Raw genomic sequence first — 13,670 nt, 5'->3', positions numbered from 1 at the left:
TTTCTATTTTACCACATTTTTTGAGAAATATAAGTGATAAAAGGCTGGTGGATAGAGCTTTTGGCGATTATTTTTCGGATTTTTTTGATAGTAAGCCTGAAAATTTCTATAATAGCTAGTCAAATCCGTTTCAATCTGCAAAAAATCACCTGATTCTATCGGCTTGACTTGAGGATACCAGTCGTCTAGTTGACGGTTTAATAGATTGTCTCCTCGATGATAAGCTTGCTCCTGTTTTTTCATCCAGTAGGGCGTTTGGTAGTACAACTGCTGGCGAATGTAGTGACAGATAGTGGAATCTTGCACAACTGCAAAACGAGGCAGTTTTTGTTTTTGATAAGGAAATCGTAAGATTTCCAAGAGATTTCCTTGGCCATAGGAAAATTCCTTGACCTGAAAATGAAGCTTGCCACGTAGGTCCTGATGTAAAAGGTATTTAAGTCTCAAAACTTGCTTTTTGAGATCTAGTTCCCAAACATAGAATCCCATATTTTGACTAAAATAGAGAAATCCCCTTTGCAATTGTGTTAATCGCTCTTTTAACCAGAGTTTTTCTCCCAGTAGCCAGATAACCTGATAGCCCTGGCTGCGGTATCCTTGACTTCTATCGCCTAAAAGCTTTTGAGACAAGGGACTGCACTGAACCTCCAGAGCTAGTTTCTCATTGACGAGAACATCTGCTATCTGCTGAATCTCGGGCAGACTATATTCTAAGGCGACTTGATTGTCCTTCTTGACCCAATGATAAAGGGCCTCTTTATTTCCCAAGTGTTCTGGACTTTCATTCTCAAAAATAGCAATACAATCTCTTAACCTTTCATGGGCAAAGTGCGTTCGAATACTCTGTCCTTGGCGTAATCGTAGCCCGCCCCCACAGGCTGGACAAGTATAAGCTTGCTTGGTCACATCTTTTTCGAGGGCATTCACCAAATTCCCCTTGGCATCTCTGGCTACAAACATGGTCTACCTCCTTTTCTCATTTATTCGAAAAAGAAGTAAAAAAGACTGGAATTCCAGCCTTTCATGATATTATTTCTCATCTTTTTTGTCTCTTAGAATATTTTTTTAGCATAGGAATGAGATTAGGAATCTGCTCGCTTCTAATGACCAGCACGCCGTATTCCTGACAGCGATTGGCATAAACAGGATTGATTTTTCCCGTACAAACAATTAACTTGAGACAACTTTCCCCAGCAAAATGATTGGCATAGACTTCTAGCTCATTGATGGCTTCGACTGATAAATCTGTCATCTTGCAAGAGATAAAGGTAATCGAGCGTCCCTTTCTCAGAATGACATCAATCTCATTTTGAACATTGTCCGCCTCTGGAAAGATGCCATTCCAATCAATCTCACCACCTATCATGCACTCATCAAACAGCTGAGATTCAAGCGCCAAGAGATAGAGATATACCTCTAAAATATGCCCCTTGTTGCGGCAAAAGACTTGAGCTTCTTGACTTGGAAAGCTGTAGGCTACTCGTTTCTTGTCCTCACTTTCAATACAAAGCATCCCCGCTTCCACAAGTAAGGGAATAAGGGATTTTGGATAGTGATAATACCTGCCATTGTTTTCCAGTATTTTTTCGGTCTCAGCATGCAGGTCATTGGTCTTAGCTAGAGAGAAAAATTGGGTTACTTGATACCAGTGGGAAGGGTTGGAAATGGCAGAGCTGGCTAGCTTTTTGATGGCTGAAATTTCTTGAACTGAGTGGATAGGGCGTTTTGATTTGAGCATTTTTCCACCACGCAAGGCTATCAGCTGTTGGATGCTTAGGGTTGGAATGTCCAAGTCTTCTTTTTCCAACTGACCGGCTACCCACTTGTATTGTTTTCCCCGCTCGATATCCATGGCAACGATGGGGAGGTAGCGATCCAAGCCGTATTGATAGAGGGATAAGGCTAGTAGCGAATCTCCACCAAAAACATCAAGAAGAACCTGATCATAGCCTGCTAGACAATAATCTAACTGATCCGCTAGTTGTTCTAAGGATAACTGACGAAAGGTCACTCGTTGGATATGAGGCACCTCTTCCATGATAAACTGACGGAGAGAAAGCTTTTCTTCATTGCTTATTTTCGTCAAAGATAGAAAAAGAATCTCGTCACAATCACTGATAAAGGCTTGGTAGACATTCTTTTCCAATACATGCCGATCATACAATTCCACCAAAAGACTCGTCATTCGACCACCTCCATCATAAAAACTTTCTTGCGCTGAGAGTATCAGCAATACAGCCCAATTGCTCAGATTTCCTACTTCTAGTATAGCATAAAATCCTGCTCTCCCCAATCAACCAACGCAAACAAAAACGAATAGAGACCTTGCAAAGTGGTTTCTATTCGCTGGTATAGGTTTGATTTACTTGATTTTTTTAGCTAGCATAGTCGCAAAGCGTAGTTGAATGCGATTGCCATTTTCATCACGACGGTGCAAGTGTCCTGGATTTTCATTGTACTTAATCAATTCCCAATCCTTGTAGTAGTCCGCCAACTCCCCTTCTTTAAAGATGAATGGGAATTTGACTGAGCAAGGATAATCCTCTGTATCCATGGCACAGACGATAAGGTTATAACCACCGACCGTGGTGTGTTCCTGCATATTTTGGATAATAGCTGGAATGCGGTCAGCTTGAAGAAACATTAGAACAACTGTCGACACGATGAAGTCATAGGTTTGGCTAATATCGGCTGAATTGATATCGTAAAGTCCTACAGGCATGTCTAGATCCTCTTGCTCTACGATGCTTTGCAAAATTTCAAGGGACAATTCATTTTGATCCACAGCTGTCACATCAAAACCATTCTGTGCGAGAAAGAGAGAGTTACGCCCCTGACCACAACCCAAATCCAAGGCTCTTCCTGGTTTCACCGTCTGCATAGCCTCTAGGACCTCTGAATGGACTGGATTGGTCTGGTATTTCTTAGGGAAATAATCCTCAGGTTTACAATAAAATTCCAAGTACCATTCTACATCGTCTGTTGCAGCCTCTACTCGGTGCCAGGCTTGTGGTTGCGCCATGGGATTGTCAGCCCCTGCCTCAAAGAGGTGCTCAGCTAGAACCTCACCATCTTCAGTCAATTCAATAAACTTGAGAGCCCCTTTCAACACAGTAATTTTTCCCCAAGTGCCGACTTTAGTATTGTGCTTTTGCTGGACAGCTTCAGGCATGGTTTGTTTATTCCACAAGGGCATCCGTTTATAGGCAATTAATTTTTCCATTTTACTTCCTCTTCTTAACGCTGGTTGACAGCTTTCATCACACGCGCGATGTCGCGGTTTTGTTCACGACGCTTGATCGATTCCCGTTTGTCATAGTCATGCTTCCCTTTAGCAAGTCCTAAAAGGAGTTTGGCGTAGCCATCTTTGATATAGACTTTAAGGGGAACAAGGGTCATTCCTGTCCCTTTGGTCTCTTGTTCCAATTTTTGAATTTGCTTCTTATGGAGCAGAAGTTTACGACGGCGTTCTGGTTCCTGGTTCCAGATATTGCCCTCTTCGTAAGGGGCAATATGAACATTGCTCAGCCAGACTTCCCCATTTTTTACTTGGGCAAAGCCGTCCTTGAGATTGATTCGAGCAGCTCGAACGCTCTTGATTTCAGTTCCGGTCAGGACCATTCCTGCCTCTAGCGTATCTACGATTGTATAGTCGTGGTGCGCCTTTTTATTTTGTGCGACGACCTTTCCCTCGCCCTTTGCCATGCTTGGCTCCTTTCTTAGCTACTTCTTTGTAAAAAGGTTTCTTGCCTTTTTTCTTTTTATCTTTTTGTGAATGCTTGTGCTTATCATTTGAGCGCCCTGATTTTCTCTTGTCTTCCTTCTTGTCTGAACGGCGATTTGAACCACGCCCCCTGTCTCTGCGACCAGCTTGTTTCAAGCTCTTTTCGATGACATCAAACTCACTTGGAATATAAGAGAAATCAATCTCTCCTGTCATCTTATCGGCTCTTTCTACACGAATACGAATTTGCTGTCCCACACGGAAAGTTATTCCTGATTTTTCCCCACGAAGAGTCAAATCACGTTCATTAAAATGATAAAATTCAGGCAAATTGGTAATGTGAATCAATCCTTCGACTGTATTTGGCAATTCAACAAAGAGACCGAATTTGACGATGCTTGATACAACTGCGTCGTACTCTTCACCAACGTATTCTTCCATGTACTCAGCCTTTTTCATGGCTTCGACTTCACGCTCGGCCTCGATGGCACGACGCTCACGATTGGAAGACTGGGTTGCAATCTCTGGAATCACTTGTTCAAAATGCTCTGCTATTTCCTTAGAACGGCCGTAATCCCGAATCATTCGATGGACTAGAAGGTCTGGATAACGGCGAATAGGACTGGTGAAGTGAGTGTAATAGTTAGCGGCTAGTCCATAGTGACCATGATTGTGCTCAGAATAGCGAGCCTGTTGCATAGAACGGAGAAGCATCATGGATAATACATCCGCATAAGGTTCTCCCTCAACAGCACGCATGATGTCTTGGAGGGCCTCTTGACTAATCTCACTAGCCGTCCCATAAATTCGTAACCCAAAGCTCGAAGCGTAATCAATAAACTTCTGAACTTTTTCAGCCTTGGGCTCCTCATGAATCCGATAGATAAAAGGTAGGTCCATCTTGCTAAAGTGCTCGGCAACCGTTTCATTAGCAATCAACATGAAGGACTCGATCATCCGCTCAGCAACACCACGCTGACGAAGAACGATATCAACAGGCTTACCTTTTTTATCCACTAGAATCTTAGCTTCACTGGTATCAAAATTAAGAGCTCCACGTTTTTCACGCATGCTTTCTAGCCTTTCATGAAGCTTGGCCATGAGCTCGATACTAGGAACAATTTTCTTAAACTCTTGTCTCTTTTCCTCGTCACCTGCTAGGATATCATTGACAGCGCTATAGGTCATACGGAAACTTGTCTTGATAACCGTTTGGGTAATGGTGTAATGAACCACACGACCATGTTTATCAATTTCCATAATGGCAGACTGGGTCAAGCGATCGACTTGAGGATTGAGGGAGCAGATACCATTTGACAAACGCTCTGGAAGCATTGGAACCACTCGGTCTGTTACATAGACAGAAGTCGCGCGGTTAAGGGCTTCCTTATCAAGGGCAGAACCCTCTGTCACATAGTAGGAAACATCCGCGATGTGAACTCCGAGTTCCATATTGCCATTTTTCAAAGGCTTGATGTGAACTGCGTCGTCCAAGTCCTTGGCATCTGCGCCGTCAATAGTGAAGGTAAGCTCATCTCTTAAATCAAGACGCCCTTCCATATCCTTTTGAGACGGAGCTTCTGGTACACTTTCTGCTTCCTTGAGAACAGCTTCTGGAAATTCTGAGACAATATCCATGGACTCCAAGACTTCAAGGACATCAATCCCCGCATCAGTAGAGTGTCCCACCACGTCGAGCACACTAGCGACAAAGAAATCATGTTTCTTACTTGGGTATTTGTCGATAAAGACCTTGAGAACCTCTGTCCCTTCCAACTTGATAGCTGGTTTCTTCACATAGATCGGTTGGCTGATTTTCTGATTTTTTGAACGGATGTAGCCCGCATACTTGGGCTTTTCCTGATCCAGAACGATTTGGCCGACAACGCTTGTCAGACTATGCTCTAATATATCAATGATTTTTGCTTCTGCAGCAGTTCCCTTGTTACGGTCAGCAACTTTCTTAATGACTACCTCAACGGTATCGCCATCAATAGCATAGTTGACATCGTTTTTTCCTACAAAAAGGTCGTCCTCTTCGCCTTCCAGAGTAACAAAGCCAAAGCCGTTTTTATGGGCATGAAAAATCCCTTTGAGGGTAATTTCATGTTTCTTCTTTTGGTCCAGACATAAACTACCATCATCTTCAAAACGAATCTGGTGCTTTCTTTCCATCAGAGACAGTGTTTTAATCAACTCACGGAAATCCTTGGACCCATCCTTTCCGAGAGCCTGAGCCAGGTCATTTACCGTCACTCGCCCCTTCTCTTGCAAATATTCTTTAATTTTATCTTTCATGTTTTCTTTCTAGATTTTTTAATTTTCTTTTACTGTAAGACCTTCTCAAACATCATTTAATACTCAATAAAAATCAAAGAGCAAACTAGAAAGCTAGTCGCAGGTTGCTCAAAATACCGTTTTGAGGTTGTGGATAGAACTGACGAAGTCAGTAACACATATACGACAAGCCGACGCTGACGTGGTTTGAATTTGATTTTTGAAGAGTATAAAAATAAAAATAGGCAAAGACCTAGTCCTGCCCATTTCTTATCTACTTGATAATACCGTCAATGCTAAGGCAATGGCTAGCCAGAAAAAGACTAAAATACCTGTCAAACGTTGCATCACAGCTTCAAAACCACGCGCTTTACTCCGTTCAAACAAATCACCTGAGCTGGCATCAAATACATTGCTGGATTGGTTCTTAGTTGGTTGCATGAAAATCGCAATCACAATCACAACAGATAATACTAATAAAATGGTTAATAATAGGTTATACATATCAAACTCCTTAAAATCCCTATTATTTTACCATAAATTCTACTTAGATTCAAGATGTAAAGTTACTTTTCTTTCCTTTGGACAATATTTTAACACCTCAATCTTGTCTGGATGGGTTTTGGAGTTCTTACTGGTTAGATAATTCATGCTGCCACAAGAGGAGCACTTGAGATTGATTTTTACTCGCACTAGATTTCCTTTACTTTTAATAATGATCTAAATTGCACTAAGTTACATAAACAACTGAAAGCCACACAGGCTGCTGTCGCATAAAAGACAGCATGGTAGCCCAAATATCCTGCAACTGCGGATCCTGCCATAGGTCCAATCACTCCACCGAGGTAAAAAAAGACTTGGTTGAAGGCGAAAATCCTTGAAATACCTGATTTTGGAGTCAATTTGCTAAGAAGCACATTGACACCTGGTATGAGAGCTCCCGTTCCCAAACCAAAGAGAAAACGATACAAGCCAAGTTGAAGGGGGCTGGTTGCATGAGCACAAAGTATGTAAATGATGACGGAATAAATCTGCGCCGCGACCAACAATCTATGATTCCCTACCTTATCGCCAAGTTTTCCTAGAATTCCAGCACTCATCATGCTAGAAAATCCCATGCTGGATACGATTAGTCCTGATACAAAGAGGAGATTCTCAGTCTGTCCTAAGTCCCGCACATAGAGAGCTAGAATGGGGCCAATTGATTGAGCTGAAAATTGAATGACAAAGCTCGTCAAAAATAGATTCACTAAGAGCCTAGGATACTTGAAAGAAGAAAATACTTCTTTCGTTGGGATAGCCTTCTCCTTAGCAACTGGCTGAAAATCTTCCTTGATAAAGAAAATAGTTAGGATTGCAGCTAAAAATAAGAAAGCGCCTACCAATAAAAAAACATTACGAATGCCAAAAATTTCAGCAATAAAGCCTCCAACAAAGGGGCCCGTCAGTGTTCCCGCAACTACACCTGTAGATAGAGTCCCCAGAGCCGCTCCAGACTTATCTTTAGGTACCTGACTAGCAATCAAGGCTGTTGCATTGGGGACAAATCCAGTAAATACACCATTGAGCAAGCGCAAAAAGAGTAGCCAATAGATATTCGGAACAAAGGCCAAACCTCCCATAGTGATGGTCATGGCAAGACCCGCTCGAATCATCATGGGTTTTCGACCATATTTGTCAGCAAGAATACCCCAGATAGGAGAAACTAGAGCTGCTGAAACAGCCGAAACTGAGATGGCTAATCCAGCATAGAAAGCTACTTGATTTCTTTCGATTCCCAACTGCTCTACAAAGATAGGCATGAAAGGAACGACCAAGGAAATGCTGGCGCCCGTTAGAAAACTACCGAACCAGGCGACACGAAGATTCTCTTTCCAACTAATCTCTTGCACAGCTATCGCCTCCTTCAAGTAACTTCACTACTTGAGCCACAAGCTGATCACGACTGCCATTATTATCTAGTATATGACTCGCTAATTTTTTCTTTTCTTCTAAAGACCACTGGGCGGCCAAACGAGACTCTGCTACTTCCTTAGAAAGATGATCCCGTTTCATGAAACGTTCCACCTGAACATCACGGTTCACATAGACCAGCCATGTTTCATCAAACCAGGTGGCATAGTCCTGTTCAAAAAGCAGGGGAATATCCATGAAAAAAATCGCTTCTGTCTGAATCAACTGGTCTCGCAATGCAGCCAATTCCTCACGAATAATCTCTCCTTGGGTTTGTTTAGACCATTCTTGCTCCTCAGGATTTGAAAAGATGAGACTAGCCAGAAGAGGGCGATTAAGTTCTCCATTTTCAAGGATGATTTCCTGCCCAAAGTGCTGAACTAAGAGCTGATAAAGACGACCACCAAGTTTTTGTAGATCATGGACGACTGCGTCAGCATCGACAACTTGGAATCCTTTTTGTCTTAGAAAATTTGTCACAGTTGACTTACCAGAAGCAATTCCTCCTGTGATTCCGATGATTTTTCCCATCAGCTCCTCCTTTGACACTGAGGACAAAAATGAGTTCCACGTCCACCGAGCTGGAATTTCTCAATCACTGTCCCACAGCGGGAACATGCTTGTCCAGTCTTATCATAGACCTGATGGAAGTCCTGCATGGTTCCGTCTTCCCCAAAGGCATTGGTATAGGTACGAATGGTGGAGCCGCCTTTTTCAACAGCCTGCCCCAAAACAGCAATGGTCTGGTCATGAATAGCTGTCGCTTCTTCTGCTGTCAAAGTCTGGGAAGGTCTTGCTGGATGAACCTGAGCTCGCCAGAGAACCTCATCCACATAGATATTGCCAAGGCCAGCTACCAAGGTCTGGTCTAGGAGATGGGATTTGATAGGCTTTTTAGACTTGGATAGAGCAGCTTGAAAGACCTGCAAATCAAAGTCCTGCTCTCTTGGCTCAGGCCCTAGTTTTTTAGATACAAAGTAGGCATCCAAAAGGTCGGGTGCCAGCAGTTCCATAGTACCAAACTTGCGTACGTCCTCATATACAAGAGTGCCGCCATCCTCAAAATGGAAGAAAACATGGGCGTGTTTACGTTCTGGAACTTGGTCCGGATAGTAAAAATACTTTCCCTCCATCCGCAGATGGGAAATCAAGACCTTGTCTGTCAAGTAGAAAAGCAAATATTTTCCACGACGCCCCATGGACTCAATTACTTGACCAGGCACTTCCTTTTGAAACTCTTTCAAATCCGTCTTGATCATCTTGGGATAAGCAATTTCTACATTAGCAATCTTCTTTCCCAAAATCAATTTTTCTAAGCCACGACGAACCGTTTCAACCTCAGGTAATTCAGGCATAAGTCCTCCTTCTGTAAAAACAAGAAGCAGGCATGAGCCCACCTCTACTTAGTATTCTTTTTCATTATAGCCAAAGTCAGCCAAATCTAGCTTTTTATCACGCCAATTTTTCTTGACCTTGACCCAAGTTTCTAGGAAAACCTTATCCCCTAGCATGAGTTCGATATCACGACGGGCCATGGTCCCAATTTTCTTAAGCATGGCGCCACCTTTACCGATGATGATACCTTTTTGGCTATCTCGCTCCACCATGATGGTTGCACGGATGTGAACCTTGTCTGTCTCTTCATCCCGTTTCATAGAGTCAACCACTACGGCAACTGAGTGTGGAATCTCTTCACGTGTCAAATGAAGAACCTTCTCACGAATCATCTCTGATACTAAGAAACGCTCAGGATGATCTGTGATTTGATCAGCTGGGAAATACTGGAAACCTTCCTCTAGATTTTCACTTAAAATATCGATTAGTCGAGAAACGTTATTTCCCTGAAGGGCTGAGATAGGAACAATTTCCTTAAAGTCCATCTGGTTACGGAAATCATCAATTTGAGCCAGAAGTTGGTCTGGATGAACCTTGTCAATCTTATTCACCACCAGAATCACAGGAACCTTGGCAGCTTTCAGACGCTCGATAATCATGTCGTCGCCCTTACCACGTGGCTCATCAGCTGGCACCATGAATAGAACAGTATCCACTTCACGCAGAGTACTGTAGGCAGATTCCACCATGAAATCTCCAAGAGCCGTCTTAGGCTTGTGAATCCCCGGCGTGTCGATAAAGACGATTTGCTCCTTATCCGTGGTGTAAATCCCCATGATTTTATTGCGCGTTGTCTGCGCCTTGTCACTCATAATGGCAATCTTTTGCCCCATGACGTGATTTAAAAAGGTTGACTTCCCAACATTGGGACGTCCCAAAATAGCTACAAAGCCTGATTTAAATGTCATAATTTCCTCTTATAGTTTAGAATAGTATATCCCAAATGCGTGGGATAAAGATAAGTGCACCTGTCACTGCAGCAAAAAGAGAGACAACTAGCACGGCTCCTGCTGCCATGTCCTTGGCTTTCTTTGCCAACATAGAAAAGTGATAGTGACTGGCTAGATCCACCACATTTTCAATAGCAGAGTTAATAATCTCAAAGGCTACTACCAAGAAAATGCTCATTAGGAGAAAGAGCCATTCAATTCGTGACACCTGAAAAACAAAACCTGCAAGGATAACTACTAGAGCCGTCACTGCATGTTTTCGCATATTACGTTCTTCCTTGAAAGCAGTCAGAATTCCTGTAAGAGCAAATTCTAAACTAGATACCAGGTCACGATTTTTCCATTTTCGTTTATTGTCTTGTGAGTCCATAGGCTGTCAAAATTTCTTCTTGTAAACCGAACATCTCCGCTTCTTCTTCCGGAGTGTAGTGATCGTAGCCGTTAATGTGTAAAAAGCCGTGTACTGCCAAGAAGCCCATTTCACGCTCAAAGCTGTGGCCATATTCCTCAGCCTGCTCATGCGCTTTATCGATAGAGATGAACAGTTCCCCAATATAGGCATCAAACTCAGACACCATATCTGCTAATTCAGGATTTTCAAGCAAATCTTCTTCATCAAAGGCAATGTCCAACTCTGGTTTATACTCAAGGCTGATGACATCTGTCGGACGATCTGTATCACGGTACTCCAGATTGAGTTCGTGGCTACGCTCGTTGGTCACAAAAGTGACTACCATCTCCTTGTCTTCTTTTCCTATTTTTTGGGCTGCAAATTCCAAAATTTCTTGGGTTTGTTGCAAGATTTCTTGTGAAACTTGACCAGTTTCATCTACCATTTCAATATACATGTACTTCTCGATTCTCTTTACTTGGCTTTATTATACCACATTTCCATGATTTTATTCTACCTTTTTGATATAATACTATGGAATACAATCACAAGGAGAGAACGATGTCATTTGACGGATTTTTTTTACACCACATGATTGAGGAATTGCGAAGAGAGTTGGTCAATGGTCGCATCCAGAAAATCAATCAACCTTTTGAACAAGAGTTGGTCTTGCAAATCCGCAGCAATCGCCAAAGCCATCGCCTGCTCCTCTCTGCTCATCCCGTTTTTGGTCGCATCCAGCTGACCCAAACAACCTTTGAAAATCCAGCCCAACCTTCCACTTTTATCATGGTTTTGAGAAAGTATTTGCAGGGTGCCCTGATTGAGTCGATCGAGCAAATCGAAAATGACCGTATTGTGGAAATCACAGTTTCCAATAAAAACGAAATTGGAGATCATATCCAGGCGACTCTGATTATAGAGATCATGGGTAAACACAGCAATATTCTCCTCGTGGATAAAAGTAGCCATAAAATCCTCGAAGTCATCAAACACGTCGGCTTTTCACAAAATAGCTACCGCACCTTACTTCCAGGATCGACCTATATCGCTCCGCCAAGCACCGAGTCTCTCAATCCTTTTACTGTCAAGGATGAAAAGCTCTTTGAAATCCTGCAAACACAGGAACTAACAGCAAAAAATCTTCAAAGTCTCTTTCAAGGTCTAGGACGTGATACGGCAAATGAATTGGAAAACATTCTTGTCAGTGATAAACTGTCTACTTTCCGAAACTTTTTCGAGCAAGAAACCAAGCCTTACCTAACGGAGACTTCTTTCAGCCCAGTTCCTTTTGCAAATCAGGTGGGAGAGCCTTTTGCCAGCCTTTCTAACTTGCTGGACAACTACTATAAGGACAAGGCTGAACGGGACCGAGTTAAACAGCAAGCCAGTGAACTGATTCGACGTGTTGAAAATGAACTTCAGAAAAATCGACATAAGCTGAAAAAACAAGAAAAAGAATTACTGGCAACAGACAATGCTGAGGAATTTCGCCAAAAAGGGGAATTGTTGACAACCTTCCTCCACCAAGTGCCTAATGACCAAGATCAGGTTACCTTGGACAACTACTACACCAATCAACCTATCACCATTGCGCTTGATAAGGCCTTGACTCCCAGTCAGAATGCCCAACGCTATTTTAAGCGTTACCAGAAACTCAAAGAAGCTGTCAAATACCTGACTGAGCTAATTGAAGAAGCCAAGGCTACCATTCTCTATCTAGAAAGCGTGGAAACCGTCCTCAACCAAGCTGGACTGGAAGAAATCGCTGAAATCCGTGAAGAATTGATCCAAACTGGCTTTATTAGAAGACGCCAACGCGAGAAAATTCAGAAACGCAAAAAACCAGAACAGTATCTGGCGAGCGATGGCAAGACCATCATCTATGTCGGACGAAACAACCTGCAAAATGAGGAATTGACCTTTAAAATGGCCCGCAAGGAGGAACTTTGGTTCCATGCCAAGGACATTCCTGGAAGCCACGTCGTCATCTCAGGAAATCTTGATCCATCTGATGAAGTTAAAACAGATGCGGCAGAACTAGCGGCCTACTTTTCCAAAGGGCGCTTGTCAAATCTAGTTCAGGTAGATATGATTGAAGTGAAAAAACTCAATAAACCAACTGGTGGCAAACCCGGTTTTGTAACCTACACAGGACAAAAGACCCTCCGCGTTACACCAGACCCAGAAAAAATCGCATCTATGAAAAAATCCTGATTCCACTTGAAATCAGGATTTTCTTTTACATTTTACTCTGCAATCAAGGTTTCCAAGCCGACCTTCATCATATCGGTGAAAGTGTTTTGGCGTTCTTCTGCAGTAGTGTCTTCATCTGGATTGACCAAGCTATCAGAAATGGTCATGATAGCAAGTGCATCAACGTGGTGTTGGGCAGCAAGATAGTAAAGGGCTGCTGCTTCCATTTCCACTGCCTTAACTCCCCATTTACCAAGTTCGATGTTCTTTTCAAAGTAGTTTGAATAAAAGACATCTGATGACAAAACGTTCCCAACGTGGGTGGTCATACCAAGTTCTTTGGCGATATGGTAGGCCTTGTCAAGCAAATCAAAGCTAGCGATTTGTGGAAAATCATACTGTGGCCAGTCGTTGCGGATGATGTTTGAGTTGGTTGCAGCTGCTTGCGCCAAAACCAATTCACGGACATGAACATCCTCGTTTAACGAACCCGCAGTTCCCACACGGATCAGTTTTTTCACACCATAGTCCACAATCAACTCACGCGCATAAATCGAAATAGACGGCATTCCCATCCCAGTTCCCATGACCGATACACGGTGACCCTTGTAAGTACCAGTGTAACCAAACATGTTACGCACTTCATTAAAACAAACAGCATCTTCAAGGAAGTTCTCCGCAATAAATTTCGCACGAAGAGGATCTCCAGGAATAAGAATTTTATCAGCAATTTCACCCTGCTGAGCAGCAATATGGATAGACATGTTTAAGATATAAAGGGCGA

15 protein-coding genes are annotated in these 13,670 nt (G+C 42.7%); 1 reads left to right on the top strand and 14 read right to left on the bottom strand.

The window, feature by feature from the left end:
- Positions 1-3 precede the first annotated feature (3 nt).
- From BWR56_RS03865 to ybeY, 13 genes are all read right to left on the bottom strand, one after another.
- A complete protein-coding gene (locus tag BWR56_RS03865) occupies positions 4-960 on the bottom strand; it encodes a competence protein CoiA (RefSeq protein ID WP_049505725.1) in 957 nt (318 codons plus the stop codon).
- Positions 961-1,036: 76 nt separating this feature from the next.
- On the bottom strand, positions 1,037-2,185 hold the full coding sequence (locus BWR56_RS03860) for a PDDEXK family nuclease (RefSeq protein WP_049505724.1): 1,149 nt from the start codon (positions 2,183-2,185) through the stop codon (positions 1,037-1,039).
- A gap of 177 nt (positions 2,186-2,362) precedes the next feature.
- Complete coding sequence (tehB, locus tag BWR56_RS03855; protein WP_049505723.1) at positions 2,363-3,223, bottom strand: SAM-dependent methyltransferase TehB; 861 nt, start codon at positions 3,221-3,223, stop codon at positions 2,363-2,365.
- Between the two features lie 14 nt (positions 3,224-3,237).
- Positions 3,238-3,705, bottom strand: a complete 468-nt coding sequence (gene smpB / locus BWR56_RS03850; protein ID WP_001051742.1) for an SsrA-binding protein SmpB — start codon at positions 3,703-3,705, stop codon at positions 3,238-3,240.
- Entirely contained in the window at positions 3,668-6,022 is a 2,355-nt protein-coding gene (rnr, locus tag BWR56_RS03845; RefSeq protein ID WP_076984490.1) for a ribonuclease R, read from the bottom strand. The genes smpB and rnr overlap by 38 nt, the downstream gene beginning before the upstream one ends.
- 249 nt (positions 6,023-6,271) lie before the next feature.
- Positions 6,272-6,505: a preprotein translocase subunit SecG gene (gene secG, locus BWR56_RS03840; protein WP_000282517.1), complete on the bottom strand. Its 234-nt coding sequence runs from the start codon at positions 6,503-6,505 to the stop codon at positions 6,272-6,274.
- 39 nt (positions 6,506-6,544) lie between these two features.
- Positions 6,545-6,694, bottom strand: a complete 150-nt coding sequence (gene rpmG, locus BWR56_RS03835) for a 50S ribosomal protein L33 (RefSeq protein WP_007519517.1) — start codon at positions 6,692-6,694, stop codon at positions 6,545-6,547.
- A complete protein-coding gene (locus tag BWR56_RS03830) occupies positions 6,694-7,893 on the bottom strand; it encodes a multidrug efflux MFS transporter (RefSeq protein ID WP_076984489.1) in 1,200 nt (399 codons plus the stop codon). The genes rpmG and BWR56_RS03830 overlap by 1 nt, the downstream gene beginning before the upstream one ends.
- A complete protein-coding gene (coaE, locus tag BWR56_RS03825; protein ID WP_049505720.1) occupies positions 7,880-8,485 on the bottom strand; it encodes a dephospho-CoA kinase in 606 nt (201 codons plus the stop codon). Before coaE ends, BWR56_RS03830 begins: the two co-directional genes overlap by 14 nt.
- Positions 8,485-9,309: a DNA-formamidopyrimidine glycosylase gene (gene mutM, locus BWR56_RS03820; RefSeq protein WP_049505719.1), complete on the bottom strand. Its 825-nt coding sequence runs from the start codon at positions 9,307-9,309 to the stop codon at positions 8,485-8,487. Before mutM ends, coaE begins: the two co-directional genes overlap by 1 nt.
- A gap of 48 nt (positions 9,310-9,357) precedes the next feature.
- On the bottom strand, positions 9,358-10,257 hold the full coding sequence (gene era, locus BWR56_RS03815; RefSeq protein WP_000143274.1) for a GTPase Era: 900 nt from the start codon (positions 10,255-10,257) through the stop codon (positions 9,358-9,360).
- A gap of 16 nt (positions 10,258-10,273) precedes the next feature.
- Complete coding sequence (locus BWR56_RS03810; RefSeq protein WP_000378180.1) at positions 10,274-10,669, bottom strand: diacylglycerol kinase family protein; 396 nt, start codon at positions 10,667-10,669, stop codon at positions 10,274-10,276.
- Positions 10,650-11,147, bottom strand: coding sequence for an rRNA maturation RNase YbeY (ybeY, locus tag BWR56_RS03805; protein ID WP_049505718.1), 498 nt, complete (start codon positions 11,145-11,147; stop codon positions 10,650-10,652). Before ybeY ends, BWR56_RS03810 begins: the two co-directional genes overlap by 20 nt.
- A gap of 104 nt (positions 11,148-11,251) precedes the next feature.
- Between ybeY and pavA the strand changes: the two genes are divergently transcribed.
- Positions 11,252-12,907 (top strand): Rqc2 family fibronectin-binding protein PavA, encoded by a 1,656-nt coding sequence (gene pavA, locus BWR56_RS03800; protein WP_076984488.1) that lies wholly within the window; start codon positions 11,252-11,254, stop codon positions 12,905-12,907.
- Between the two features lie 32 nt (positions 12,908-12,939).
- Here pavA and deoD read toward each other — a convergent pair whose 3' ends face one another.
- Entirely contained in the window at positions 12,940-13,650 is a 711-nt protein-coding gene (gene deoD / locus BWR56_RS03795) for a purine-nucleoside phosphorylase (RefSeq protein ID WP_049505945.1), read from the bottom strand.
- Between the last annotated feature and the right edge of the window lie 20 nt (positions 13,651-13,670).

This window comes from Streptococcus oralis, from assembly GCF_001983955.1.
GTDB lineage: Bacteria > Bacillota > Bacilli > Lactobacillales > Streptococcaceae > Streptococcus > Streptococcus jiangnanensis.
The sequence above is the reverse complement of the archived record's forward strand: the minus strand, read 5'-3'. Positions and strand labels throughout refer to the sequence as shown.

What these genes read in the sequence shown, in the direction of transcription:
- BWR56_RS03865 (WP_049505725.1), bottom strand. Translation starts at nt 960, where the DNA reads ATGTTTGTAGCCAGAGATGCCAAGGGGAATTTGGTGAATGCCCTCGAA.
- BWR56_RS03860 (WP_049505724.1), bottom strand. Translation starts at nt 2,185, where the DNA reads ATGACGAGTCTTTTGGTGGAATTGTATGATCGGCATGTATTGGAAAAG.
- tehB (WP_049505723.1), bottom strand. Translation starts at nt 3,223, where the DNA reads ATGGAAAAATTAATTGCCTATAAACGGATGCCCTTGTGGAATAAACAA.
- smpB (WP_001051742.1), bottom strand. Translation starts at nt 3,705, where the DNA reads ATGGCAAAGGGCGAGGGAAAGGTCGTCGCACAAAATAAAAAGGCGCAC.
- rnr (WP_076984490.1), bottom strand. Translation starts at nt 6,022, where the DNA reads ATGAAAGATAAAATTAAAGAATATTTGCAAGAGAAGGGGCGAGTGACG.
- secG (WP_000282517.1), bottom strand. Translation starts at nt 6,505, where the DNA reads ATGTATAACCTATTATTAACCATTTTATTAGTATTATCTGTTGTGATT.
- coaE (WP_049505720.1), bottom strand. Translation starts at nt 8,485, where the DNA reads ATGGGAAAAATCATCGGAATCACAGGAGGAATTGCTTCTGGTAAGTCA.
- mutM (WP_049505719.1), bottom strand. Translation starts at nt 9,309, where the DNA reads ATGCCTGAATTACCTGAGGTTGAAACGGTTCGTCGTGGCTTAGAAAAA.
- era (WP_000143274.1), bottom strand. Translation starts at nt 10,257, where the DNA reads ATGACATTTAAATCAGGCTTTGTAGCTATTTTGGGACGTCCCAATGTT.
- BWR56_RS03810 (WP_000378180.1), bottom strand. Translation starts at nt 10,669, where the DNA reads ATGGACTCACAAGACAATAAACGAAAATGGAAAAATCGTGACCTGGTA.
- ybeY (WP_049505718.1), bottom strand. Translation starts at nt 11,147, where the DNA reads ATGTATATTGAAATGGTAGATGAAACTGGTCAAGTTTCACAAGAAATC.
- pavA (WP_076984488.1), top strand. Translation starts at nt 11,252, where the DNA reads ATGTCATTTGACGGATTTTTTTTACACCACATGATTGAGGAATTGCGA.
- deoD (WP_049505945.1), bottom strand. Translation starts at nt 13,650, where the DNA reads ATGTCTATCCATATTGCTGCTCAGCAGGGTGAAATTGCTGATAAAATT.